Genomic DNA, 24,631 nt, shown 5'->3' with positions numbered 1-24,631 from the left:
CCGACGAGGACTGGTGGCCGCCGTGTTGACGGACGAGGAGTTGCTCCCGCGCGGAGACGAGGTCTCCGTGCCGGTGTCCGCCGTGCCCCGGAGCGGGCTGCCGATCCGCGGCCGGAGCATCGAGCAGGCCGTCGTCGCCGATGCCCTGGTCGGTCTGGCACGGGGTGCCGGTGACGTGCTCGTCGTCCGCGGAGCAGCGGGGGTCGGCAAATCGCGGCTGCTCGAGGACGTCGTCGACCAGGCGACCGCGGTCGGCCTCCGCGTGGCCGTCGGTCGCACGGACCGCGACGCACGTCTGATCCCGCTCGCACCGATCATGGACGCGCTCGGCGCCGGGCCCCGGCCGATCTCCGACCGCGTCCGGCTCAGCGCGGTGACGCTGGACCCGGAGGCGCGGTACTGGCTCCTCCAGCAGCTCCAGGACGACCTGGAGCGGGCCGCGGCGTCGGACGGCGTCGTGGTCGTCGTCGACGATCTGCAGTGGTGCGACACGACGACCCTGGCGGTGCTCCGATCGCTGTCTCGTCGGCTCGCCGACGTCCCCGTGCTCTGGGTCGTCGCAGTCCGGACCGAGCACCAGGACCCGCCGGTGACGGCGATCGTCGACGAGCTCGCCGCGACGGGACGGATCGTCGACCTCGATCCGCTGGACGAACAGGCCACGGCCGCGATGATCGCCGACCTGGTCGGCGCGACGCCGGACGGCTCGGTCCTGCGTGCGGCGCGCCGGACGGAGCACATCCCGATCCTCGTCGCCGAACTCGTCCGCGGGCTCGTCGACGAGGGCCTGTTGGCGATCGTGGACGGCGTCGCCACGATGCCGGGCGCCGCGCTGCCGGCGAGGTTCGGTGCGTCGATCCGCGAGGGCCTCCGACGCCTGTCGAAGCCCACGCAGCAGCTCGTGCAGGTCGGAGCGACCCTGGGACGCTCATTCTCGGTGCGGTCGTTGTCGGCGATGCTCGACCAGCCGGTGCAGCGACTGCTCCCCGGGCTGCAGGAAGCGATCGAGGCGGGGGTGCTCGTCGACGACGGGACGGACCTGTCGTTCCGCCACGACGTCCTCCGCGAGGCGGCGGAGTCGATGGTCCCCGCGGCCGTCCGCGACGACCTGCTCCGGCAAGCGGTGGACGAACTCCTGCGGCAGGGTGTCCCACCGGTCTCGATCGCCGCGCGCATCGCCACCGTGGCGCAGCGCGGGGACGTCCGGGCCGCCGAGGTCCTGCGCACGGTGGCGATCGACCTCGCGAGCACGGATCCCACCGAGGCGGGCGCGCTCGCCCTCCGCGCCGCCGACGTCGCGCACGGCACCCCGGCGTTGCCCGGCATCGTCGTCGACGTCCTGCCGCTGCTCTGGCACAGCGGTCGGACGGCCGAGGCCCGCGCGCTGCTCGACGACCTGCAGGGCCGCCTCGCCCCGGAGGACGATGCACGCCTGCACCTCACCCTGGCGCGGCTGCAGACCGAGGGCTCGACGCCGGAAGCGCTGCAAACGGTCGAGTCCGCACTGGCCCTGCCCGGCGTGAGCGCCGGTGTGCGGTCCCGTCTGCTCGCCGTCCGCGCGCTGAACCTCGCCCAGGCCGGGCGGCACGCGGACCTCGCGACCGCGCTGCGGGAGGCCCGGGCGACGGTCGACGGTGACGCGGACCCGGTCGCCGTCGCCACCTTCGAGGCCAGCGCGTCCGTGCTCGCCTTCAACGAGGGCCGGTTCGCGGACGCGACGCAGGCGATCACGTCGGCGATGAGCCGGATCGCTGCCACCGGGGGCTCGTCGAGCACCTGGTTGCCCGAGGGGCTCTGGGTGGCGTTCCTCGCGGGTGCGCTCGGCGACACCGACCGAGCCGGACGCATCGCCGAGGCGAACGCCATCGAGACCCGTCGCAACCACCTGGCCCGCCCGTCTGCCGCCTGGATGATGCTGCGCACGCGGGTGCTCTTCGACCAGGGCCGCCTGGAGGACGCCAAGACGTCGGCCGAGTCGGTCCTCGACCTGGCCGAGGACCTGGAGCTCGGTCAGTTCGCGGCGCTCACGGCCGGGACGGTCCTCTTCCGCACGGCGCTGCTGCAGGGCGACCGTTCAGCGGCCGACCGGACGCGGCACTTCGCCGAGGCCCTGCACGCCGATCCGGCCTTCGCACGTTCCGGCTCGTGGCTGCTGGCGCTCGAAGCGGACGCACACGGCGATGTGCGGGCCGCGGTCGACCGCAGTGAGGTGGCGTGGCGGAGCCTGGAGGAGCCGATCGCGTCGATGTCGAGCCCGGCCGACTTCGCCGACGACGTCCACCTCGCGCGCATCGCGATCCGTGGGGGCCGACGGGACCGACTCGAGCGGATCGAACGGGTGGCGCGGCTCCGGGCCACGGCGAACCCGGACAACGACCTGTGCGGCGGGACCTGGCTGCACGTGCACGGACTCGTCCACGACTCCGTGGAGCACCTCGGCGCGGCGGCGGAGCGGCTGCGCCGGGTCGACCGCCGGCTCGTGCTCGCCGCGGCGCTCGAAGACCTCGGGAGCGCCCTGCGGCGGCGCTCCGTGCCCGCGGCCGTCGAGGTGTGGCGGGAGGCGACCACGCTGTTCGACAGTGCGGGTGCCCTGCGCGAGGCCGAACGCTCGCGGCGGCACCTGCGGGGCGTCGGCGTGACCGTCCGGGCGGCCACCGCCGACCCCGCTGCGTCGGGCGCCTCGGGACTCCCGGGGCTCACCGCTCGCGAGGCCCAGGTCGTCGAACGGGTCGCCGCCGGCCTGACGACGCAGCAGATCGCGTCCGACCTGTTCATCTCGACCCACACGGTGACGAGCCACGTCCGGCACGTCTACGCGAAGTGGGGCGTGGCCTCCCGCCGGGAGCTCGCGGCGCGGTTCCGGCAGCACCGCTCCGGCTGAACTCCGGCTGACTTCCGGTCGGGCCGCACCGGGTCACACCGGGTCACGCTGGGTCACATCGAGGTCGTCGTCGAACCCGGCACCGAGCGCACGCACGGCCAGGTGCGGCGCGGTGGAGAAGCCGAGCTCGATCCGCCCGGAGAACCCCGCGAACCCGGCGAGCGCGCCGGCGCGGGTGCGGGTGACGTCGAGGAACCCGAGGTGCAGGTCGGCACGGACCCCGCCCGGGCCCGGCGTCCGGAAGCCGACGAGACGACCCGCCACCGCGCGGTGCACGGTCGTCCCGGTCGTGCCGTGCTGCGTCCGGACCTCGTCGAAGACGCCGTCGACCGAGACGGCCACCGCGAAGTCGCGCGGCGGCAGGACGGCGGCGATCCGGGCCTCCAGGTCGGCCACGGAGGCGACCGACGTGACCGTCACCACCAGGTCGGGCGAGAACGTCGAGACGACCGCGAACGCGACCGGGTCCTCCGCGTCCGCGACCGCTGCGGCGCCGTCCGGCAGCATCCGGAAGCACCGGCGATCGAACACGACGAGGCCATCGGCGGCGCCGGTGCCGGTGCCGTTGAGCGCTCCGAGCCCGAGGGTGCCGAGCCGACCGAGGTCGGCCACGGCGACCGGGACGTGGACGGCCGGTCGTCGGTGCCGAGGATCGTCGACGACCTGCCGCGCCCACGTGGCGAGGGTCGTCAAGGACGTGGTCCTGTCATCCGTCGTCTCCCGCACCACGCACTCCTCGTCCGGCCTCGGTTCGACCGTAGGAAGTCCGCCCGCGCGGTACCAGCGCCGTTTGACTCAAGCGCTCCGGTGGGTCCGCGGCGCACGGTTGGACCATGAGTGCACGCGCGACCATGGTCTCCCCGTCCGTCCCCCCGTCCGGCACGGGGTGCGTGGAGTGCGACGCGACGGGCTCGTGGTGGGTGCACCTGCGTCGGTGCGCCGCCTGCGGGCACGTCGGCTGCTGCGACGACTCCCTGAACCGGCACGCCACCGCGCACTTCGCGGTCACCGGGCACGAGGTCATGCAGTCGTTCGAGCCGGGCGAGGGGTGGTTCTGGGACTTCGTCGCGCAGGACTTCGTGGACGGACCCCGCCTCGCCGACCCGCAGGCGCACCCGACGACCCAGTCGGTGCCGGGTCCGGCCGACCGGCTCCCCCGCGACTGGTCGGAGCAGCTGGCCGAGCGACGCTGACACCGGTCGCGGCCGGTCGCGGCCGTCCGCGACCGGTCAGGGCAGCCTGCGGTCGGTGTCGAGCGCTTCCGACCGGGCGATCACCTCGTGCATCGTGGTGTGCGACCGGACCTGGTACGACAGGTGCGCCACGGCCAGCACCACCGCCGATCCGACGCCCCACACGATCGAACCCGGGTCGTCGACGCCGAGCTGGTCGACCAGGATGGCGACCCCGGCGCCGGCGACGATCGAGTTCACCACCGCGATCGCGGACGACATCGTGAACAGCAGCCGGTACCACGACGGGGCCCGGCCGATGTCGAGCAGCTCGTTCGCCGCGTGCCGCCCGCGGGGCATCGGGAAGTACGTGTCGGCCTCGGGCAGCAGCCGACCGTAGTAGCGACGGATCCGTTGCATCGCGGCGAGCGCCGCGACGTCCTCGAGCGAGGTCTCGACGAGGCGTTCGTAGGTGAAGGCGCCGAGCAGGACGATCACCGGGATGATCGCGCCGAGGAACCCGAGCGCGAAGGGCGTGTGCGCGAGGAACCCGAAGGCGACGAGCGAGCTGGAGAGCGTGGTGAGGTACAGCGAGGAGCGGCTGCTCGACTCACTGACCGTGATGCTCCGCGCGCTCTCGAGGACGAAGTGCTCGGTCATCAGGGCGTTGAAGAAGGCGGTCGGCCGGTCCAGGGAGGTGATCGACTCGGCGGCGGTCGGCAGTGTGGTGTCGGGTTCGTCGGGCATCACGGGGCTCCTCGGTCAGTCGCTCGTCGCCAGGTGGCGGTGGACGAAGGTCACGGCCATGGCGCCCTCGCCGACCGCTGCGGCGACGCGCTTGACGGACCCGGCGCGGACGTCCCCGGCTGCGAAGGACCCCGGCACGTTCGTCTCGAGCCAGAACGGACGCCGCTCGAGCGGCCAGTGCTCGAGCGAGCCGTCGACGGCGTCGAGGTCCGGGCCGGTGACCAGGTACCCGAGCCGGTCGCGGACCATCGGCGTCTGTTCGGCCCAGCTCGTGTCCGGTCGTCCACCGATGCAGATGAACAACCGTGTGGTCGGCAGCGACACCGTGGCACCGTCGCCGTCAGTGACCTCGATCGACTCGAGTCGGGTGTCCCCGTACAGCGCCGAGACCTGGCAGCCCGTCCGGACCGTCACGTTCGGTGCGGCCGCGATCCTGGCGCTCAGGTACTCCGACATCGTGGCCGACAGTGACGCTCCCCGGACGAGCATCGTGACGTGCGCCGCGGAACGGGACAGGTTCATCGCCGCCTGGCCCGCCGAGTTCGCCCCGCCGACCACGAAGACCTGTTCGCCGGCGCAGCCGTCCGCCTCGCTCGTCCCGGCACCGTAGTAGACACCGCAGCCGAGCAGCTCCTGCTCGCGCTGCAGCCCGAGCCGACGCCACTCGACACCGGTCGCGCAGATGTTCGCGCGGGCGACGACGTGGCCGCCGTCGGCGAGGTCGGCGTGGATGCGGCCGTCGTGGAAGACCCCGCGCACCCCCTCGCGCATCACGAGGAGCTCGGCGCCGAACCGGACCGCCTGTTCCCGGGCGCGCTCGGCGAGGTCCGCCCCGGCGATGCCCTCGGGGAACCCCAGGTAGTTCTCGATGAGGCTGCTCGAACCGGCCTGTCCGCCCACGGCGTCCCGCTCGAGCAGGACGACGTCGAGCCCTTCGGAGGCGGCGTACACGGCCGCGGACAGCCCGGCGGGTCCGGCACCGTAGATCGACAGGTCGTACTCCTGGCGGCGCGGTGCGTGGATCCACCCGAGCCGGTCGGCGACCTCACGCAGGGTGGGTGCGACGAGTTCGGTGCCGTCGGGGAACACCACGAGCGGGAGCCGCGACGGAGCGACCCGGTCGGCGGCCGCGACCTGGTCGCCGGGTACGGCACCACCGACGTCGACCGGGAACCAGTCGAACTGCACCACGGAGCGCGACAGGAAGTCCCGCAGGGCGTAGGAGTCCGCGTCGAACGGCCGTCCGTACACGCGGACGCGACGGGACGGGACCACGGCGGCGTCGGTCTCCATGGTTCCTCCGGTCCGTGCGACGACGATCGGTGCGGAACTGCTGCCGCGCCCTCACGAGCACGCTACGGACTGCCGGCGCGCTGCACGTGGTCCTGCGAGGGTCTCCTTCGGTACCGGAGGCGGCGTCGGGTCGCGTCGGGCGGGATCAGCTGCGCCCACGGCGGACGGGAGGCCCGTGGCGGTGTCGCCACGGGCCTCCCGTCCGGTGTGTGGTCGCGGTCAGCCCACCCGCGCGACGCGCACGTCGACGCGGCTGAGCGCCAGGCCGTGTGCTGCGGCGGTCGCCAGGGCGACGTCGTGGACGGCGCTGGCGACCTCGGGGGCCGGGCGGAAGCCGTCGGTGCCGATGACGACGCGAAGGGCGTCGTCATCGACGACGATCCGGAGCGGTCCGGTGCTCGTGGCGATGCTGCGGACCGCCTGCACGGCGCTCGCGACCGTCGGGCGGGAGCGGTACAGGTCGGTGACCCCGGGGACCTCGAGGACGGCGGCCTCGATCGCGGCGAGGGTCTCGTCGGTGGTGCTCATCGGGCCTCCTCCGGGTCGGTGCCGGGCTCGTCGGTGCCTGTTTCGTCGGTGCCTGTTTCGTCGGTGCCGGGCTCGGGGTCCGGCAGCAGGTCGCGGACGACGACGTCGATCGCCTCGACGAGCAGGTCGGTCTGCTCGGCCAGGGCGTCGGCCACGGCGGCGCGGACCAGCTCGGCGGTCGCCGGGATCGACGGTCCGGACGCGATCGCGATCTCGACGACCACCCGGATCGGGGACGCGAGTTCGGTGACGTCACCGTCGAGGTGACAGCGGGCCACGAGCACGCCGGGGACCTCGTCGCCGGTGCGGCGGATGAGGGACCGGATGGCGCCCTCGGTCATCACCGGGCGCTCGGTCTCGGACAGGGGGCGGAGCGGGACGTCGCGACCGGAGCGGGACTCGATCGAGATGTTCGCCAGGACGCCGCTGATCCAGGACTCGTCGGCCGGGGCCTCGTCGCGCGCGGCCGCCTCGAGCGAGCGGAGCGACGCGTGCCGGACGCGGATGATCGCGGCCAGGGCGTTCTGGCAGGCGGGCGAGTCGTCGATGCTCGGGTCAGCCGGCTGCATGCCGGCGTCGAGGTAGTCGGCGAGTTCGTCGATCGAGTGGCCGTCGAGGTCACCGGGTTCGAGGGCGTCGAGTGCTTCCGGGCTGTCGGGCAGGTCCGGCCGGATGCCGTCGTGGTCGGTCATCGCCATCCCTCCATGAGTCGGATCATGTTCTTCCTCGCTCGGGACAGCAGTCCCCGGACCGTCGAGGGTGGCAGGTCGAGTTCGGCGGCGATCTCGTCGTACCGGTACTCGAGCACCTCCTTCATGATCCAGCACCGTCGTTGGGCTTCGGGCAGTTCGGCCAGCGCACGTTCGACCGCGTCCTCGCGCGAGCGCGCCTCGGCGACCCGGTCGGGTGCGTCGTCGGCCGGCGCGGCGACCTCGAGCTCGGTGACGTCGTCGTGGACGCGCCGCGCGCGGATACGGTCGAGGCACTTCCGGCTCAGGATGCGCATCAACCACGACTTCACGCGTGCGAGGTCCTCGAGGGAGTCGAGGCGGTCCCACGCGGTGATGAAGGTCTCCTGCACGACGTCGTCGAGTTCGTCGGTGGAACCGAGGGTCCGACGGGCGTAGGCGCGGAGCAGCGGGGTGTGGCGACGGATCAGGACCTCGAAGGCCCGGACGTCGCCGTCGGACGACCGGCCGGCGAGGACCGCGTCGTCGAGCTCGGCGAGGGACTGGTGCTGCACGCGTTCCTTCTACCGGTGGTGGATGGTGAACGGCTGGGTGCGCCAGCGTGCCGGCACGACCTTGAACGGTCCGGCCGGCCGGGCGGCGAGCGAGCGGACACGCGCCATGGCGAGCACGTGTGCGGGGGCGTTCCTGGGGACAGCAGCGGTGCGGGTCACGTCGGCTCCTCGTGGTGTGGTCACCGATGGGACGTGCGTCGCACCCGATTCGTCACGCACGACGTCAGGGGCGCACCCGGACGGTTCCGGTCTGCGCCCCTGACGTCGTGCGTGTCGGCTCGCCCTACTGCTGGATGAAGGCGAGCAGGTCGGGGTTGATGACGTCCGCGTGGGTCGTCAGCATGCCGTGCGGGTACCCCTCGTAGATCTTGAGCGTGGCGTTGCTGAGCAGCTCGGCCTGCTTGAGCGATGCGGCCTTGTACGGCACGACCTGGTCGTCGTCGCCCTGCGTGACGAGGACCGGGACGGAGATCGCCTTGAGGTCCTCGGTCTGGTCCGTCTCGGAGAACGCCTTGATGCCCTCGTAGTGGGCCAGGGCGCTGCCCGTCATGCCCTGTCGCCACCAGTTCGCGACCACCGGGGCGGAGACCTCCACGCCGGGTCGGTTGAAGCCGTAGAACGGCCCCTCGGCGACGGCCTGGAAGAACTCGGCGCGGTTCGCGGCGAGGGCGCTCCGGAACCCGTCGAGCACGGAGATCGGCGTGCCCTCGGGGTTGGAGTCGCTCTGCAGCATGATCGGGGGCACCGACGACACCAGGACGGCCTTGGCGACGCGGCCCTGGGGCTCGCCGTACTGCGCGACGTACCGTGCGACCTGGCCACCACCGGTGGAGTGCCCGATGTGGACCGCGTTCTGCAGGTCGAGGTGCTGCACGACCGCATCCGTGTCGCTCGCGTAGTGGTCCATGTCGTGACCGGTGCCGATCTGCGACGAACGCCCGTGCCCGCGGCGGTCGTGCGCGATCACCCGGTAGCCCTTGCCGAGGAAGAACAGCATCTGCGCGTCCCAGTCGTCCGACGACAGGGGCCATCCGTGGTGGAAGACGATCGGCTGCGCGTCGCGCGGCCCCCAGTCCTTGTAGAAGATCTCTGCACCATCGCTCGTGGTGACGAACGCCATCGTGAACCTCCGTGAGTTTCTGCTCCACATGTGACGCGGACTGGCCGCTGCCTCCCGTTCGGCGGGAGACCGAAGCCCCTCCACCGTAGGACCGGCGCTCCGGCGACCGCTTGGGTCATTCATCCCGATCCGTGGGGCCGCGCGTGGGGCCCCGCTTGGTGCGGGGGCGTGTGTGCGCCAGAGTTGCTCCATGTCGCTCGTCACCGCCGTCTGCCGCGTCGACCGCCTGCTGCCCGACTCCGGCATCATCGGCGTCACCGCCATCGACAAGCGTCCGGTCACCGGCAGCGTCCGGGTCCGGCCGCTCGGCCTGCGCGCCGACGTGCAGGCGAACCGCAAGTACCACGGCGGTGTGGACCAGGCCGTGTACGCCTACGCCGACGAGGACGCCGCGTACTTCGCCGACCTGCTCGAGCGCGAGGTCCCGCCCGGCCTGTTCGGCGAGAACCTCCGCACCAGCGGCATCGACGTCACCGGGGCCGTGACCGGGGAACGGTGGCGGATCGGCGACACCCTCGTGCTCGAGGTGACGGTCCCCCGCACACCCTGCGGCACCTTCGCCCGGCGCATGGGGATCGACGGGTGGGTGAAGCGGTTCGCCGACGAGGGGCGGCCGGGGGCGTACTTCCGCGTGGTCAAGTCCGGTTCGATCGCCGCGGGTGACCCCATCGAGGTGACGTACCGGCCGGAGCACGGGGTGACCATCGGCGAGATCTTCGGCGACCTGGCGCCCGATCGTGCACGGGCCGTGCTCGAGTCGGGGGAACGGCTGGCACCGAAGGTCGTCCACGACCTGTCGAAGGTCGCCGCGCGAGCCTGAGCCCGTGGAGCCAGTCGAACCGATCAGCTCGGCACCACGCCGCGCGAGGGGTCGATCAGACGCTTCGCCACGGGCAGCCCGGCCACGACCAGGTCGTAGGCGTTCGCCACGAGGTCCTCGACCAGGGTCTCGTCGATGCCGTCGCCCGGGGTCAGCGTGATCCAGTGCCGCTTGTTCATGTGCCACCCGGGTGTGATCTCGTCGTGGCCGCGCACCAGCGCGGCTCCGTGCGGCGGCGCGCACTTGAGGTTCACGATCGGGGTCCCACGCACCGCGGTCACCATCACGAACATCTTGCCGACGACCTTGTAGACCACCGAGCCCTCGCCGAACGGCTGGGTCTCGACGGCCGCCGGCAGCCCCAGGGCCGTGCGGCTCGCGATGTCGTGCAGCTGCTCGCCGTCCATGCGACCAGGATGCCGCAGGCCGCCGACAGCGCACCCCGTTCGGGGGCAGGTCGTGAGCGTCGATCACGTCGTATGATCACCACGCCGCGCACCCGACGCGGCGGTCGCTCGCGCGATCACCACCAGTTCCAGGGGGAACCCGTGCGCATCATCCGTACCCTCGGCATCGCCGCCGCCACCGCCGTCCTCGCGACCACCGTCGTCGTCGGCGGGACCTCGACCGCGCAGGCCGCGCCGAAGTCCTACGCCAACTGCACCGCGGTGCACAAGGTGTACTCCGGCGGCATCGCCAAGAAGTCCGTCACGAAGAACAAGGTCGTCTCCGGCGGCAAGACCACCTACCGTGCGCTCAAGGGCACGGTGAAGAAGGACGACGCCCTGTACAAGGCGAACACCAAGCTCGACCGCGACAAGGACGGCATCGCCTGCGAGAAGAGCTGACGCTCTCGCTCGCTCGGTGACACCGGCAGGACACCGGTGTTCGCGTCCTGAGCACCCGCAGGCCGGGGTGCGATGCGCGAACACCGGTGTCTTGCGTGCCCGGCACGGCACGGCACGGCGCGGCGCGGTGCGCCGCGGTGCGGCGCGACGCGCTCAGAGCGTCGGGACGCCCTCGTGCCCGGAACGGGGACGCGGAGTCCCGGCGACGCCCGTGACGACCGACCCCGCCGGCACGTCCTTCGTGACCACCGTGTTGGCGCCGACGACGGAGTCCGGACCGATCGTGATCGCCCCGATCAGCGACGACCCCGCGCCGAGCACCACGCGGTCCCCCACCACCGGGTGCCGTCGGGCTCCCGGCCCGTGGTCTCCGCCGCGTCCGCCCAGGGTGACGCCGTGGAACACGAGCACGTCGTCACCGATGACCGAGGTCTCGCCGATCACGACGCCCATGCCGTGGTCGATGAAGAACCGACGGCCGATGCGCGCGCCGGGGTGGATCTCGATGCCGGTGACCGACCGTGCGACCTGCCCGAGCAGACGGGCCGCGAACCGGGACCCGGGCAGCCCCTGCGCGTTCCAGAGACGGTGGGTCACCCGGTACGTCCAGATGGCGTGCAACCCGGAGTAGACGATCGCGTTCTCCAGGTCACCCCGGGCAGCGGGGTCACCGCGGCGTGCTGCGGACAGGTCCTCCCGGATGGTCCGCAGCACGCCTCGTCGAAGAGGACGACTCACGCAGTGAGCCCCTCGAAGAGCACCGTCGACAGGTAGCGCTCTCCGGTGTCGCACACGATGGCGACGATCCGCTTGCCGGCGTTCTCGGGGCGTGCGGCGATCTCGAGGGCCGCGTGGATGATCGCGCCGGACGAGATGCCCGACAGGATGCCCTCCTGCGTCGCCAGGGCACGGGCAACGCGCAGCGCGTCGTCGAGCTCGACGTCGAACACCTCGTCGATGACGCTCTGGTCGAGGACCTCGGGCACGAAGTTCGCGCCGATGCCCTGGATCTTGTGGGGACCGGCCTTGCCCTCGGTGAGCAGGGGCGAGTCCTTCGGCTCCACGGCGACGATCTGCACGCCGGGCACGCGCTCCTTGAGCACCTGCCCGACACCTGTGATCGTGCCGCCGGTGCCGACACCCGCGACGAACACGTCGACGTGCTCCTCGGTGTCGCGGAGGATCTCCTCCGCCGTGGTCTTCCGGTGGATCTCGGCGTTCGCAGCCGTCTCGAACTGGTGGGCGAGGATCGCGCCGGGGGTCTCCGCGACGATCGACTCTGCCTTGGCGACCGCGCCCTTCATGCCCTCGGGCCCGGGGGTCAGGACGATCTCGGCCCCGTAGGCACGGATGACCGCACGGCGCTCGACGCTCATCGTCTCGGGCATCGTGATGACGACCCGGTAGCCACGGGCGGCGCCGACCAGCGCGAGGGCGATGCCGGTGTTGCCGGACGAGCCCTCGACGATGGTGCCACCGGGCTGCAGCGCGCCCGAGGCCTCGGCGGCGTCGATGATCGCGACGCCCAGACGGTCCTTGACGCTGGCGCCCGGGTTGTAGAACTCGAGCTTCGCGAGCACCTCGGCCCCGCCCGCCTTCGGCAGCCGGTTCAGCTTGACGAGGGGGGTGTTGCCGAACGCCTGGGAGATGTTCTCGTAGATGGTGCCGCTCATCCGGTCCGTCCTTCGCAGCTCAGGTCGCGCATCGCTCTTCCTGGAGGCGCGGTGTGCGCCCGATCCTAGCGACCGGACCCCAGGCGGTCCTGTCCGTGACGGCGCGTGCGCGCCGGACGCGAGTCGCGCCTCCAGGCCCCTTCCTGCCCAGGCCTGCGAAAGCGACAGATGCCCGCGGAAGGTTCGCAGGGTTCTGTCGCTTTCGCGGGAGTGAGCACGACCAGCGCCGAGGAGAGTCGCTTTCGCGGCTCGCCCCACCGCTTCAGCGCACGAACGCCGTCCGGGCGAACCGCTCGTCGGTCGCCTCCAGCACCCGCAGCACGTTGCCACCGGCCAGCGCCCGCAGGTCCGACTCGCCCCACCCGCGTCGGACGAGCTCCGCCGCGAGCACCGGGTACCGCGACACGTCCCGCAGGTCCGGCGGCAGCACCGGGGTGCCGTCGTAGTCGCCGCCGAGGCCCAGGTGCGCCACACCGGCGACGTCGCGGGCGTGCTCGACGTGGTCGGCGACGTCCGACACCGTGACCAGGGGCGGTTCGCCGGCCATGCCCGACTCCTCCCAGTCCGCCCACGCCCGCGACACGAACTTCGGCACGAAGGTGATCATCACGACGCCGCCGTTGTCGGCCAACCGGGCGAGCACGTCGTCGGGCACGTTCCGCGGGTGGTCGTCGATCGCGACGGTCGACGAGTGGCTGAACACGACGGGCCGGGTCGCTACGTCGAGGGTGTCCCGCATGGTGTCCGGGGCGGTGTGGGACAGGTCGACGAGCATGCCGATCCGCTCCATCTCGGCCACGATCTGCCGCCCGCGGTCGGTCAGGCCGCCGTGCGCCCGCTTCCCCGTCGCGGAGTCTGCCCAGGGGGTGTCGTCGTTGTGGGTGAGCGTCATGTAGCGGACGCCGAGCCGGGCCAGGGTGCGGAGGACCGCGAGGTCGTCACCGATCGAGTGCCCGCCCTCGGCGCCCAGCAGCGACGCGATCCGGCCGGAGTCGACGGCGGCACGGACCTCGGCGGCGGTGCGGGCGAGCGCGAGGTCGTCGGGGTAGCGCTCGATGATCCGGTGTGCGAGGTCGACCTGCTGCAGCGTCGTCGTCACGGGGTCCGGGTCGTCCGCGGGCACGAACACCGACCAGAACTGCCCGACGACGCCGCCGGCGCGGAGCTTCGGGATGTCGGTGTGCAGCGAGTCGGTCTCGGTGTCGATGCCCTCGACGCCGGAGTCGTGGCTGTCACGGCGCTCCCAGGGCAGGTCGTTGTGGCCGTCGATGACCGGGAACGGGAGCGCGTCGAACGTCATCCCCCGACGCTACCGCCCGCGCCGTCGTGGCTAGGCTCGAACCGTGCAGCCCGTCACCCTCCGCACCGAGCGACTGGTGCTCTCGGTCCCCGAGCTCGGCGACGCCGACGACGTGGTGGCCTACGCCAACGACCCCGACGTCATCGCGTCCACCCCGGTGCCGGTGCCGTACGGGCACGCCGAGGCGCGGTACTGGATCTCGGACGTCGTCGGTGCCGGATGGGCCGCGGACACCCGGTACGAGTTCGGCATCCGGCGCGCGGACGACCTCAGGCTGCTCGGCACGGTCGGCCTGTTCGCCTTCGCCGACGGGGCCGCCGAGATCGGGTACGCCATGCACCCGGACGGTCGCGGCTCCGGCATCATGACCGAGGCCGCCGAGCGCGTGCTGCAGTGGGCCTTCGCCGGTCCGCCCGAGGGACTCGGTCTCGTCCGGGTGCAGTGGCGCGCGATCGCCACGAACACCGCGTCGGCCGCAGTCGCACAGCGGCTCGGTCTTCGGTTCGAAGGACGTACGCGGTCGAGCGTGCTGCACCGCGGCAGCCGGCACGACCAGTTGCTCGCCGCCGCGTTGCTCGACGACGATCGGTCCGCCGCGACGGTCTGGCCGACGTCGTGACCGTCTCGTTCCGGGTCGTGACGGACCTGCCGGTTCCGCCGGAGCGCGCCTTCGCGCTGTCGCTCGACATCGGCGCGCACGAGCGATCGATGGCCGCGACCGACGAACGCGCCGTCGCCGGCACGACGGCCGGCATGATCGGCCTGGGCGAGTCCGTCACCTGGCGTGCGCGGCACTTCGGGATCGTCTGGCGGATGACGAGCAGGATCACCGCCCTGGAGGCGCCCCACCGGTTCGTCGACGAACAGGTGCGTGGGCCGTTCGCCCGGTTCCACCACGAGCACCGCTTCGAGCCGTCGGCCGGCGGCACGCGCATGGTCGACACCATCACGTTCCGCGCACCGCTCGGCCCGCTGGGCCGCCTGGCCGAGGTGCTCGCGCTGGCCCGGTACATGCCGCGGCTCATCGCCGACCGCAACGCCTCGCTCGCCGCCGAACTGCGTGCCGAGCTGCGCGCCGGGTCGGACGGCGATCAGGGCGCAGCGAGCTCCCCGAGCGCGTCGTAGGCGGTGGCGACGGCGTCGACCCGCACCCGGCCACCGGGACCCGAGGCATCGTAGACGTCGTTCGTGATCGCGGCGACGACGGCGAACAGCGCGGCCATCGAGTCGAACGCCGACGGCGAGTCGACCGGGCAGAGGATCGCGGTGGCGGCGGGAGCGGCGATGACCGCGGCCGTCGGGTCGCCGAGGACGATGACGTCCGCCCCGGAGTCGACGCAGTGCCGGACGATCCGTTCGACCCCGGCGGTGTGCCGACGCACGGTCACCAGGATCACGAGGTCGTGCCGGTCGAGGTCGGCGACCTCTTCGCCGAGCCGCTGCCCGGGCGACGGACCGACCCGGACGTCGGACCGCACCTGCGCCAGCTGGGACCGCAGCTGCAGCGCGATCGGGTACGCGCCGCGTTCACCGAGGACGAGCACGCGGCGGGCACGGACGATCCGACGGGCCAGCCGCGGGCGGTCCGCTCGGCCGAGGGATGCGAAGGCCGCGTCGAGGTTGCGCGCCTCGACCGCGCGCTGGTCGACGTGGGCGGCGTCCTCGGCGACCCACGGCAGGCCCGAACCCCGTGCGGACATCAGGTTCTGCCGGACCTCGGCGGCGTCCTGGAACCCCAGCGACCGCACGAGTCGCGAGACCGTGGCCTTCGAGGTGCCGGACTCGGCCGCGAGTTCGGCGGAGGTGCCGACGAGCAGGAGTTCCGGGTCGTGGCGGACCATCGCGGCGACCCGACGTTCGGCGGGCGAGAGCTGCTCCCACACGGAGTCGATCCGGGCGCGGACGTCGGGGCCGGCGGCGCTCATGCGCGGGCCACCCGGTCGACGGCGACGGCCAGGGCGTCGAGGCCGAGGGCGATGTCAGGCGTCGACACGAACTCGTCCGGGTGGTGACTGATGCCGTCAGGGTTGCGGAGGAACAGCATCGCCACGTCGGTCACGAGCCCGAGCGACATCGCGTCGTGGCCGGCTCGCGAGAACAGCTCCATCGGCGCGGTCTCACCCGTCGACGCGATCCCGGCGCGGACGGCGTCCATCAGGCGGGGCGAGCAGAACACCGCGGGCGCCCGGTGCACCTCGGTCGGGGTGACGCTCACCCCGCGCCGTTCACCGATGAGCGTGAAGGCCTTGGTGAGTTCGTCCCAGACCTCGTCGCGCTCGTCGTCGAACTCGCCGCGCAGGTCGACGGAGAACCGTGCGAGCCCGGGGACGACGTTGACGGCTCCGGGTTCGACGGTCATCGTGCCGACGGTGCCGACCTGGTGCGATGCCCGGCAGATGCGTTCCACCGCGAGCGCGGCCTCGGCAGCGGCGAGGAGGGCGTCGTGCCGGCGCTCGTAGGGTGTGCCGCCGGCGTGCCGGGCCTCTCCCACGGACTCGACCGAGAACCGGCGGGCACTCGCGATGCTCGTGACGACCCCGAGGGCCTGCCCGGCCTGTTCGAGGTACGGCCCCTGCTCGATGTGCGCCTCGAGGTAGCCGACCACCGAGGCCGGGTCGACCGCGGCGTCGCCGACGCGCTCCGGGTCGAGGCCGAAGTCGGTGAAGGCCTGCCGGAGCGTGACGCCGTCACCGTCGGCCAGGTCCCACCAGGCGTCGTCCCAGACCCCGGCCACCGCGGACGACCCGAGCAGGGCCTTGCCGAAGCGCGTGCCCTCTTCGTCGGAGAACGCGATCACCTCGAGCGCGACGGGCAGCGGGCCGTCGGCGGTGAGTCGGGCGGCGGTCCGGATGGCCATGAGCACCCCGACGACGCCGTCGTACCGTCCGGCGTCCAGCACGGTGTCCAGGTGCGAGCCGAGCAGCAGCACGGGGGCGTCGGGCGTCGCGCCCGCGGCCCGGCCGTGCAGGTTGCCGGCGGCGTCCTGCCAGGTGGACAGTCCGGCGTCCTGCATCCAGCCCGCGACGAGGGCGTTCGCCCCGGCGTGCTCGGGTGACAGGTAGACGCGGGTGATGCGGCCGGGTTCTGCGCTGAGGGCAGCGAGCTCGTCGCACCAGCGGGCGACGAGTTCGGCGTCGGCGGTGCCCACGGCGGTGGCGTTCAGGACGGGCACGGCGCTCACGCGAGCACCTCCGCCCCGGCGGGAGCGACCGCTGCGGTGTCGTCGCGGAAGACGTCGAGGGCGGCATCGACACCGCCGCCGTGCGGGACCGCGTGCCCGGCCCGGCGCAGGGTGTGCTCGAGCGCGGCCAGGGTCGTGACGACGGTGTCCTTCCGGGCGTTGTAGCCCATGGTGCCGATGCGCCAGACGCGTCCGTGCAGCGGCCCGAACGAGGTACCGATCTCGATCCCGTGGTCGTCGAGCATCGCACCGCGGACCTGGTCGCCGGCGACGTCGGACGGGATCTCGACGGCGACGACGTTGTGCATCTTGTGGGCGACGTCACCGAAGACCCGGAGTCCGAGAGCCTGCACCCCGGCGAGCATCGCGCGCCCGGCGATCTGGTGGCGGGCGACGACGGCGTCACGGCCTTCCTCGAGCAGGATGCGGGCGCACTCGTGGGCGGCGTAGAGCATCGAAGCGGCCTCGGTGTGGTGGTTCAGGCGGCGCGGGCCCCAGTAGTCGAGGATCATCGCGAGGTCGAGGTAGTTCGAGCGGATGGGTTCGTCTGCGACGTCGTCACCGGGTTCGCGGATGCCGGCCTCGACGCTCCGCCGCTCGTCGAGCACGGCCACGGCCTTGGGCGACAGCGTGACGGGTGCGCTGCCGGACGGGCCGCCGAGGCACTTCTGCAGCCCGGCGCTCACGGCGTCGATCCCCCAGGCGTCGACCTCGAGCGGGTTGCCGCCGACCGTCGCCGTGGCGTCGGTGTAGAGCAGGACGCCGTACCGCTCGCAGATCGCACCGAGTTCGTCGAGCGGCTGGTTCATCGTGGTCGACGTGTCGCCCTGCACGACCGCCAGCACCTTCGGACGGACGCGGGCGATGGCCGACTCGATCGCGGACGGCGTGAAGACCTGACCCCAGTCGGTCTCGATGGTGTGGACCTCGGCCCCGGCACGGCCTGCGATCTCGGCGAGCAGGTGCCCGAACCGACCGAACACCGGCACGAGCACGCGGTCACCCGGGGCGAGCAGTGACACCAGCACCGCTTCGATCCCCGCGCGCGAGGTGCCGTCCACGAGCAGCGTCGCATCGTTGCGGGTGCCGAACACGCGGCGGTAGAGCGCCTGCGTCTCGTTCATCGTCGAGGTCATCCACGGGTCGTACTGACCGACGAGCGGCGTCGACAGGGCACGGAGCACGCGCGGGTCGGCGTCGATCGGGCCGGGCCCCATGAGGAGACGGGTGGGTGGGTTCACTGGGAGCATGGTGGTTCCTTCCGTTCCTGATCCGACGATACCGGAACGATCGTTACAGGGGTGTTTCCGCCGCGAGCACGGGCCGTCCGGCCAGGTGTCCCTCGACGCCGACCACGCCGCCGTCCGCCGTGGCGATGCGACGGCCGCGGAGCCAGGTCTCGGTGACGCTGCCACGCACGCGGAGCCCGTCGAACGCCGACACCGGGTTGCGGTGCTCGAGCCCGGCGACGTCGACGACGGACTCGGCGGACGGGTCGAACACGGCGAAGTGCGCCAGGGCCCCGGGAGCGATCACCCCGCGGTCGTGCAGTCCGACCAGGGCGGCCGGACCGGTCGTGAACAGCGGCAGCAGCGCCTCGAGCAGGATCCCGCGACGCTCGGCCTCGGTCCACACCGCCCGGAACCCGACCTCCAGGCCGGCGACCCCGCCCCACGCAAGACCCCAGTCGTCGGTCTTCAGGTCGGCGGTGGAGGGCGAGTGGTCCGACACCACGAGGTCGATCGTGCCGTCGAGCACGCCGGCCCACAGTGCGTCGCGGTTGGCGTCGTCGCGGATCGGCGGGCAGCACTTGTAGGCGGTCGCGCCGTCCGGGATCGTGCCCGCCTCGAACGACAGGTAGTGCGGGCACGTCTCGACCGTGATCCGGACGCCGTCGTCCTTCGCCGCGCGGAGCATCGGCAGCGCGCCCGCGTCGGACAGGTGCAGCACGTGCACCCGCGCACCGGTCGCCCGCGCGCCGTCGATGACCTGCGCGATCGCGGACCGTTCGGCGGCGACGGGCCGGGTGGCCAGGAAGTCGGCGTACCGACCGCCGAGCGCCTGGTGCGGCACGAGGTGCTCCGGGTCCTCGGCGTGCACGATCAGCAGGGCGTCGATCCGGGCGACCTCGGTGATCGCGACGCGGAGCTGCTCGGGGTCGAGGTGCGGGAACTCGTCGACACCGCTCGGTGCCGTGAAGCACTTGAACCCGAAGACGCCGGCGTCGTGCAGGGCGTCGAGCGAGCCGAGACCCGCGGGGACCGCGCCGCCCCAGAACCCGACGTCGACCGCGACCCGGGCCTCAGCACTCGCACGCTTGACGGCGAGCGCCTCGACCGTGGTGGTCGCGGGGATGGAGTTGAGCGGCATGTCCACGATCGTGGTGACCCCGCCCATCGCGGCGGCCCGGGTCGCGGACGCGAAGCCCTCCCACTCGGTGCGGCCGGGTTCGTTGACGTGCACGTGGGTGTCGACGAGTCCGGGGAGCAGCACCTGCCCGTCCGGCACGGTGTGGTCCTGCACGGCGTCGACGACCGCGTCGACGGGCAGGACGCCGGTGACCCGGCCGTCGTGGACGACGACCGCAGCTGGACGGAACGTGCCGTCGACCCAAGCTCGCTGCGCGCGGACGACCAGGTCTGCCGTGCCGCCCGCCGGGAGGCCCGTCACGCGCCCGCTCCGGCCGTCACGACCGTCGCCGGGTGGTGTTCGAAGCCCGCCAGCAGCCCCGACATCGCCTTCACCGGCGGCAGGGCGTACTCGCCGCGCTTGCCGGTGGACAACCCGAGCCGGACGAGCGACTCCGCCAGGACCGTGGCGGCCGCGACGCCGTCGACGACCGGTGCCCCGATGGCCAGCGAGACCTCGGCGCAGAAGTCGGCCATGCCCGCGCACCCGAGCACGACGGCATCGGCTCCGCCGTCGACGACTGCTCGGCACTCCTCGATCACGAGCGCCCGTGCACCGGACTCGGGGTCGTCGAGTTCGAGCACCGGGACCTCGCACGCCCGGATCTCCGTGACGAGCGGGGCGAAGCCGTAGCGCTGGGCGAGCTCGTGGGCGCGGCCGGTCGTCCGCGCCAGGGTGGTGACGACGCCGAACCGGCGGCCGAGCATCGCGGCGGCGTGGAACCCGGCCTCCGCGATCCCGATCACCGGCACCGTCGCGAGCTCCCGCGCGGCGTCGAGCCCCGGGTCCCCGAAGCAGGCGACGACGAAGGCGTCCACCCCGTCCTGCTCACCGCGGGCGATCTGCTCGAGCAGCCCGGGCACGGCCAGGGCCTCTTCGTAGTGGCTCTCGATCGAGGCCGGCCCCATCGAGGGTTCGACCGCTTCGACCAGCGTGCCGGGAGCGGCGGCGGCCTGGGCCGCGACGCCGATCGCCCGCGTCATCGACGCGGTGGTGTTGGGGTTGACGACGCGGATGCGCATCGGGGTCCTTCCGGTGGAGCGAGTGGAGCGGTGGAACCGGTGGTGCTGGGTGGTGACCATCGTGGCGGAGGCGGGGCGGGCCTCCCGGCCGTGGTCTGGATCGGTGGACGACCGAGCGCCGCGACCCGCCCTGTGGAGGACGGGCCGCGACGCCGGCGGTCAGGCGCGACCGACGGCCGCGCCGTCGTCGACCGAGGGGTCGTCCGCGTCGAGCACGGGCATGCTCGGCCGGACACGCTCGAGCGCCCAGAAGACGACGAGGCCCAGGCCGCACCCGATGAACCAGCTGTAGCTCGCCAGCCACGGCAGCACACCGAGTGCCGGGGGCAGGACCGCGCTCGCCACCGAGATCGCGCCGGTGACCACGAGGGTCCAGATGGCGTTCGGGTTGAACCCGCCGCGGTACCAGTACCGGGCGGTGCGGCTCGTGGAGTACATGTCGTCGATCGCGATGCGCTGCTTGCCGACGATGTAGTAGCCCGCGATGAGGATGCCGAACAGCGGGCCGATCAGCGCACCGAGCACCCCGAGCGTGTACAGGATCGCCTGGTCGTTGCCGTACCAGTTCCACGGGGTGAGGAGCACGGAGCCGACCGCGGCGATCATGCCACCGGCCCGCCACGAGATCTTCCGGGGCGCCACGTTCGAGAAGTCGAACGCGGGGCTGATGAAGTTCGCCACGATGTTGATGCCGACGGTCGCGGTGACGAAGGTCAGGCCGCCGAGCAGGATCGCGAAGGGTGCTCCGATGGCCTGCACGGTCTCGATCGGGTCGGTGATGAGCTTGCCGAACACCGGCACCGTCGCGCTGGCGCAGAGGACCGTCAGGACCGAGAAGAACAGGAAGTTGATCGGCAGACCCCAGAAGTTGCCGCGCTTGACCGCACGGAACGACCGGCCGTAGCGCGAGAAGTCACCGAAGTTCAGCATCGGGCCGGAGAAGTAGCTGACCACCAGGGCGACCGCGGACAGCATCACCGGGATCGACGCCCCGAACGACAGCGGCTCCCCGGCCGAGAGGGTGAACGAGATGTTGCCGATGCCCGCCTGGCTGACCAGGTAGACCGCGAGCACGATCATCACCACGTAGACCGCCGGTCCGGCCCAGTCGATGAACCGCTTGATCGCCTCCATGCCCATCCAGAACAGCGCGCCCTGTGCCACCCAGAGGATCGCGTACGAGATCCAGCCCAGGGCCGACAGCCCGAGGAACGAGTGGTCGAGCAGCGCCGCCGACGCCGGGATGAACTTGAGGAAGATGATGTTCAGCGACTGGGCGGCGAGGAAGGTCTGCACGCCGTACCAGGCCATCGCGATGAGGCCGCGGATGATGGCGGGGACGTTCGCGCCGAGCACCCCGAACACCGCGCGGTTGATCACCGGGTACGGCACGCCGGTGCGCTGCGACGGCTTCGCGACGAGGTTGGCGAAGACCTGCACGATGAGGATGCCGACCACCAGGGCGATGAGCACCTGCCAGCTCGCGATCCCGAGGGCGAAGAGCGACCCGGCGGTGACGTAGCCGCCGACGGAGTGCACGTCGGACATCCAGAACGCGAAGAAGTTGTAGCTCGTCCAGCGCTGCTCGCGCAGCGGGGCGAGGTCCTCGTTCGTGAGCGCCGGGTCGTACCCGGGCTTGACGACACCGGCACCCGCTGGTGCGGGAGCGGCGGTCGTGGTGGGGGCGTGGGGCGCGGCGACTGGTGTCGCGATGTCGGTAGCCATGGCGTCCTCCGAGGGAGTGGGAAGCGGGGCGGTGCGTGCTTGAGCACGAAGCTACGGAGCGACTTCGCCCCCGCCGTTTCCCTCGTGTAACGGTCGTGTGTCCCGCACCCCGTCCTGGAACGACCGTTCCGGGACGGTGGTCGAGACCGGCGCCGACCGCTCCCGGTGCCGCGCGCCGAGCCGCGGTGCGGCTTGCCGCATCGATGGGCACCGACTCCGCACGGACCCCGCCCCGACCCGAGCGGCGGGGACCGCCGGTGGTACGAATCGACCATGAGCAGGGGAATCAGGATCGACCACGTGGGCGTCACGGTGCCGGACATCGACGCAGCCACGCAGTTCTTCGAGGCGGCGTTCGACGCCGTCGTCCTGTACGACATGCGGCGTCGTGACGAGACGCCGAACAGCAGTTCCGAGGCGCATGGCTACCTCGGCATCCCGAGCACCATGGCGCAGGGGGCCATGCGGATGCTCGCGCTGCCGGAGGGGCCGGGGCTCGAGCTGTTCGAGTACCTGGGGCCCGAGCAGCGGAACGCCGCACACCCGTCCGACCTGGGGTGGCAGCACCTGGCGATGTACGCCGACGACCTGGACGAGACGCTCGCCCGGGTCGAGGCGGCCGGCGGTACCCGGAACTCCGACCCGCGCGACCTGCGTGGTGACGAGGCGGGGGCCGGCAACCGGTTCGTGTACACCCGCACGCCGTGGGGGTCGACGCTCGAGCTCGTCAGCTACCCGACGCCGCAGCCGTACCTGGTGTACGCGCCGCGGCCGAAGTGGGCGCCGTGGCCGATGCCCGACGACGTCTACCCGGTGCCGGCACCCGCCGTGCACTGACGACCAACCGCCGCCCCGACCGACATACCGCCCCTCAGTGGCGGGGCACCTGTCCCGTCCGCCGCACGGCCCGTTCGAGCAGTTCGACGTCGATCCCGACGTGCTGCCGGGCGATCACGCCCGCCTCGGGCGCCCGCCCCGAACACACCGCGTCCACCAGCAGTTCGTGCTCGTGGAGCGCGCGGGTCTCCATCTCCGCCATGCCCTCGGCCGTGCCCCACAGGTGCGCCGGAGCGGCGATGGAGATCTGCGCCTCCAACCCGGCGAGGGCCGTCCGCAGGGCGTCGTTCCGCGCGGCGTCGATGATCGTCCGGTGCAGCACGGCATCGGCCCGCTGCTTCTCGAGCCCCGAGGTGGCGTCGCGGAACACCTCGAGCCGTGCTCGGATCAGGGCGGCGTCGTCCGGGGTGACCCGTTCCGCGGCGGCCGTCGCGAGCGCCCCGTGCAGCAGCGCGATGGCGTCGGCGGTGTCCTGGATCGCCTCCCACCGGGCGAGCAGCACCCGCCCGACCGCGTCCGATGAGCTGTCCGGCCACTCGGTGCGGACGAACGTGCCACCGCCCCGGCCTCGACGGGTCTCGAGCAGCCCCCGTTCGACGAGCCGGGCGATCGCACCGCGCACGGTGACCCGGGCGACGCCGAGCAGGCCGGCGAGTTCGCGTTCCGGCGGCAGGTTCGCGCCCGGCAGGTACTCGCCCACGGCGACGGCGGTCACGAGGCGGTCCTCGACCTCGTCGACGCGCGTCTCGGTCGCACGATCGGACACACGGACCCCCTTCGCGGTGTTACGACCACGTTAAGGCAGCAGAAAAGGTATTGCGTGGGACCTTTTTCCGCTCCATGCTGACCCCCATGTCCAGCATCACCGAATCCACGATGCCGTTCCGCGACGGCGAGACCTGGTACCGGGTCACCACGCCCGACACCCCGGTCGCCGGCGCGCTGCCCCTCGTCGTCCTGCACGGCGGGCCCGGCATGGCCCACGACTACCTCCGGAACCTCGCGGCCCTGGCCGACGAGACCGGCCGGACCGTCGTCCACCACGACCAGTTCGGCTGCGGCCGGAGCAGCCACCGCCCGGACGCCCCGGTCGACACCTGGCAGCCGCAGCTCTTCGTCGACGAGTACGCCGCCCTGGTCGAGCACCTCGGGCTCGGCGACCACCACGTCCTCGGGCAGTCGTGGGGCGGCATGCTCGGCGCCGAGATCGCGGTGCGGCAGCCCGCGGGCCTCCGGTCGCTGGCGATCTGCAACTCCCCCGCGTCGATGCAGCTCTGGGTCGACGGCGCCGCCGAGCTCCGCGCGCAGCTGCCCGCCGACGTGCAGGACGCCCTGACCCGGCACGAGACGGCCGGCACCGTCGACGACCCCGAGTACCTGGCGGCGACGCAGGTCTTCTACGAGCGGCACGTCTGCCGCGTGGTCCCGAGCCATCCGGACTTCGTCGACTCCGAGGAGCAGATGGAGCGCGAGCCGACGGTCTACCACACGATGAACGGCCCGAACGAGTTCCACGTCATCGGCACGATGCGTGACTGGACCATCGTCGACCGGCTCGAGAGCGTCGCCGTGCCGACACTCGTCGTCGCCGGCGAGCACGACGAGGCCACCCCCGCCACGTGGGCGCCGTTCGTCGAGCGGATCGCCGACGTCCGGCAGCACGTCTTCCCCGGCGCGAGCCACTGCTCGCACCTGGAGCAGCCGACGGAGTTCCGCCGGGTCGTCGCGGCCTTCCTGGCCGCGCACGACGACGCCTGACCCGGCCACCTTCGGTCTGGAGGCGCGGGACGGGCCCGCCCCTCGCCTCCAGGCAAGCAGTCCCCACCCCCACC

27 protein-coding genes are annotated in these 24,631 nt (G+C 72.5%); 8 read left to right on the top strand and 19 right to left on the bottom strand.

Annotated elements, in window-relative coordinates:
• The first annotated feature begins 13 nt into the window (after nt 1-13).
• Nucleotides 14-2,881 carry an ATP-binding protein gene (locus QRN49_RS03165; RefSeq protein ID WP_284753922.1) on the top strand — a complete coding sequence of 956 codons (2,868 nt, stop codon included), beginning with the start codon at nt 14-16 and terminating at the stop codon, nt 2,879-2,881.
• A gap of 33 nt (nt 2,882-2,914) precedes the next feature.
• On the opposite strand, the gene QRN49_RS03160 is transcribed toward QRN49_RS03165, so the two are convergent.
• The gene (locus QRN49_RS03160; protein ID WP_284753921.1) at nt 2,915-3,574 is read right to left on the bottom strand and encodes an acetolactate decarboxylase; all 660 of its coding nucleotides are present in this window, start codon (nt 3,572-3,574) and stop codon (nt 2,915-2,917) included.
• A 140-nt stretch (nt 3,575-3,714) separates the two neighbouring features.
• On the opposite strand from QRN49_RS03160, the gene QRN49_RS03155 reads away from it, so the two are divergent.
• Nucleotides 3,715-4,074, top strand: coding sequence for a UBP-type zinc finger domain-containing protein (locus QRN49_RS03155; RefSeq protein WP_111022178.1), 360 nt, complete (start codon nt 3,715-3,717; stop codon nt 4,072-4,074).
• Nucleotides 4,075-4,110: 36 nt separating this feature from the next.
• Here the strand turns inward: QRN49_RS03155 and QRN49_RS03150 are convergent, their stop codons facing one another.
• The 7 genes from QRN49_RS03150 to QRN49_RS03120 form a co-directional block, all read right to left on the bottom strand.
• Entirely contained in the window at nt 4,111-4,800 is a 690-nt protein-coding gene (locus QRN49_RS03150) for a hypothetical protein (protein ID WP_152376640.1), read from the bottom strand.
• A gap of 15 nt (nt 4,801-4,815) precedes the next feature.
• Nucleotides 4,816-6,093, bottom strand: coding sequence for an NAD(P)/FAD-dependent oxidoreductase (locus QRN49_RS03145; protein WP_284753920.1), 1,278 nt, complete (start codon nt 6,091-6,093; stop codon nt 4,816-4,818).
• A gap of 219 nt (nt 6,094-6,312) precedes the next feature.
• A complete protein-coding gene (locus QRN49_RS03140; protein WP_284753919.1) occupies nt 6,313-6,621 on the bottom strand; it encodes a hypothetical protein in 309 nt (102 codons plus the stop codon).
• Nucleotides 6,618-7,313, bottom strand: coding sequence for an Asp23/Gls24 family envelope stress response protein (locus QRN49_RS03135; RefSeq protein ID WP_259532203.1), 696 nt, complete (start codon nt 7,311-7,313; stop codon nt 6,618-6,620). Before QRN49_RS03135 ends, QRN49_RS03140 begins: the two co-directional genes overlap by 4 nt.
• Entirely contained in the window at nt 7,310-7,864 is a 555-nt protein-coding gene (locus tag QRN49_RS03130; protein WP_284753918.1) for an RNA polymerase sigma factor, read from the bottom strand. The genes QRN49_RS03135 and QRN49_RS03130 overlap by 4 nt, the downstream gene beginning before the upstream one ends.
• Nucleotides 7,865-7,873: 9 nt before the next feature.
• Complete coding sequence (locus QRN49_RS03125) at nt 7,874-8,023, bottom strand: hypothetical protein (protein WP_163342694.1); 150 nt, start codon at nt 8,021-8,023, stop codon at nt 7,874-7,876.
• Between the two features lie 124 nt (nt 8,024-8,147).
• The gene (locus QRN49_RS03120; protein WP_111032061.1) at nt 8,148-8,984 is read right to left on the bottom strand and encodes an alpha/beta fold hydrolase; all 837 of its coding nucleotides are present in this window, start codon (nt 8,982-8,984) and stop codon (nt 8,148-8,150) included.
• Between the two features lie 190 nt (nt 8,985-9,174).
• On the opposite strand from QRN49_RS03120, the gene QRN49_RS03115 reads away from it, so the two are divergent.
• Nucleotides 9,175-9,804: an MOSC domain-containing protein gene (locus QRN49_RS03115; protein ID WP_284753917.1), complete on the top strand. Its 630-nt coding sequence runs from the start codon at nt 9,175-9,177 to the stop codon at nt 9,802-9,804.
• A 23-nt stretch (nt 9,805-9,827) separates the two neighbouring features.
• Here the strand turns inward: QRN49_RS03115 and QRN49_RS03110 are convergent, their stop codons facing one another.
• Nucleotides 9,828-10,211 (bottom strand): MmcQ/YjbR family DNA-binding protein, encoded by a 384-nt coding sequence (locus QRN49_RS03110; RefSeq protein WP_284753916.1) that lies wholly within the window; start codon nt 10,209-10,211, stop codon nt 9,828-9,830.
• 141 nt (nt 10,212-10,352) lie between these two features.
• Between QRN49_RS03110 and QRN49_RS03105 the strand changes: the two genes are divergently transcribed.
• Nucleotides 10,353-10,652: an excalibur calcium-binding domain-containing protein gene (locus QRN49_RS03105; protein WP_209049853.1), complete on the top strand. Its 300-nt coding sequence runs from the start codon at nt 10,353-10,355 to the stop codon at nt 10,650-10,652.
• 153 nt (nt 10,653-10,805) lie between these two features.
• On the opposite strand, the gene epsC is transcribed toward QRN49_RS03105, so the two are convergent.
• The 3 genes from epsC to QRN49_RS03090 form a co-directional block, all read right to left on the bottom strand.
• Complete coding sequence (epsC, locus tag QRN49_RS03100) at nt 10,806-11,366, bottom strand: serine O-acetyltransferase EpsC (protein ID WP_110863472.1); 561 nt, start codon at nt 11,364-11,366, stop codon at nt 10,806-10,808.
• Nucleotides 11,367-11,386: 20 nt separating this feature from the next.
• A complete protein-coding gene (cysK, locus tag QRN49_RS03095; protein WP_111022171.1) occupies nt 11,387-12,325 on the bottom strand; it encodes a cysteine synthase A in 939 nt (312 codons plus the stop codon).
• Nucleotides 12,326-12,587: 262 nt separating this feature from the next.
• Nucleotides 12,588-13,625 carry a dipeptidase gene (locus tag QRN49_RS03090; protein WP_284753915.1) on the bottom strand — a complete coding sequence of 346 codons (1,038 nt, stop codon included), beginning with the start codon at nt 13,623-13,625 and terminating at the stop codon, nt 12,588-12,590.
• 43 nt (nt 13,626-13,668) lie between these two features.
• Here QRN49_RS03090 and QRN49_RS03085 point away from each other — a divergent pair, with 43 nt between their 5' ends.
• Together QRN49_RS03085 and QRN49_RS03080 are read left to right on the top strand one after the other, a co-directional pair.
• Nucleotides 13,669-14,244, top strand: coding sequence for a GNAT family N-acetyltransferase (locus QRN49_RS03085; protein ID WP_284753914.1), 576 nt, complete (start codon nt 13,669-13,671; stop codon nt 14,242-14,244).
• The gene (locus QRN49_RS03080; RefSeq protein WP_284753913.1) at nt 14,241-14,750 is read left to right on the top strand and encodes an SRPBCC family protein; all 510 of its coding nucleotides are present in this window, start codon (nt 14,241-14,243) and stop codon (nt 14,748-14,750) included. Before QRN49_RS03085 ends, QRN49_RS03080 begins: the two co-directional genes overlap by 4 nt.
• Here the strand turns inward: QRN49_RS03080 and QRN49_RS03075 are convergent.
• The 6 genes from QRN49_RS03075 to QRN49_RS03050 all read right to left on the bottom strand — a co-directional run bounded on the left by QRN49_RS03075 (nt 14,717) and on the right by QRN49_RS03050 (nt 21,962).
• Nucleotides 14,717-15,550 carry a MurR/RpiR family transcriptional regulator gene (locus QRN49_RS03075; RefSeq protein ID WP_284753912.1) on the bottom strand — a complete coding sequence of 278 codons (834 nt, stop codon included), beginning with the start codon at nt 15,548-15,550 and terminating at the stop codon, nt 14,717-14,719. The genes QRN49_RS03080 and QRN49_RS03075 overlap by 34 nt on opposite strands.
• Nucleotides 15,547-16,806: an allantoate amidohydrolase gene (locus tag QRN49_RS03070; protein WP_284753911.1), complete on the bottom strand. Its 1,260-nt coding sequence runs from the start codon at nt 16,804-16,806 to the stop codon at nt 15,547-15,549. The genes QRN49_RS03075 and QRN49_RS03070 overlap by 4 nt, the downstream gene beginning before the upstream one ends.
• Complete coding sequence (locus tag QRN49_RS03065) at nt 16,803-18,056, bottom strand: pyridoxal-phosphate-dependent aminotransferase family protein (RefSeq protein WP_042538143.1); 1,254 nt, start codon at nt 18,054-18,056, stop codon at nt 16,803-16,805. Before QRN49_RS03065 ends, QRN49_RS03070 begins: the two co-directional genes overlap by 4 nt.
• A gap of 43 nt (nt 18,057-18,099) precedes the next feature.
• Nucleotides 18,100-19,476 carry an allantoinase AllB gene (gene allB / locus QRN49_RS03060; protein WP_284753910.1) on the bottom strand — a complete coding sequence of 459 codons (1,377 nt, stop codon included), beginning with the start codon at nt 19,474-19,476 and terminating at the stop codon, nt 18,100-18,102.
• Nucleotides 19,473-20,237 carry an aspartate/glutamate racemase family protein gene (locus QRN49_RS03055; RefSeq protein ID WP_284753909.1) on the bottom strand — a complete coding sequence of 255 codons (765 nt, stop codon included), beginning with the start codon at nt 20,235-20,237 and terminating at the stop codon, nt 19,473-19,475. Before QRN49_RS03055 ends, allB begins: the two co-directional genes overlap by 4 nt.
• 159 nt (nt 20,238-20,396) lie before the next feature.
• On the bottom strand, nt 20,397-21,962 hold the full coding sequence (locus QRN49_RS03050; RefSeq protein WP_284753908.1) for an NCS1 family nucleobase:cation symporter-1: 1,566 nt from the start codon (nt 21,960-21,962) through the stop codon (nt 20,397-20,399).
• A gap of 273 nt (nt 21,963-22,235) precedes the next feature.
• On the opposite strand from QRN49_RS03050, the gene QRN49_RS03045 reads away from it, so the two are divergent.
• Nucleotides 22,236-22,799, top strand: coding sequence for a VOC family protein (locus QRN49_RS03045; protein ID WP_035808811.1), 564 nt, complete (start codon nt 22,236-22,238; stop codon nt 22,797-22,799).
• A gap of 34 nt (nt 22,800-22,833) precedes the next feature.
• Here the strand turns inward: QRN49_RS03045 and QRN49_RS03040 are convergent, their stop codons facing one another.
• Entirely contained in the window at nt 22,834-23,565 is a 732-nt protein-coding gene (locus tag QRN49_RS03040; RefSeq protein WP_284753907.1) for a FadR/GntR family transcriptional regulator, read from the bottom strand.
• 86 nt (nt 23,566-23,651) lie between these two features.
• Here QRN49_RS03040 and QRN49_RS03035 point away from each other — a divergent pair, with 86 nt between their 5' ends.
• The gene (locus QRN49_RS03035; protein WP_284753906.1) at nt 23,652-24,557 is read left to right on the top strand and encodes a proline iminopeptidase-family hydrolase; all 906 of its coding nucleotides are present in this window, start codon (nt 23,652-23,654) and stop codon (nt 24,555-24,557) included.
• Nucleotides 24,558-24,631: the final 74 nt, after the last annotated feature.

The sequence above is a fragment of the Curtobacterium sp. ME-Dv--P-122a genome, from assembly GCF_030209645.1.
GTDB lineage: Bacteria > Actinomycetota > Actinomycetes > Actinomycetales > Microbacteriaceae > Curtobacterium > Curtobacterium flaccumfaciens.
This window is presented reverse-complemented; position numbering and strand designations above follow the sequence as displayed.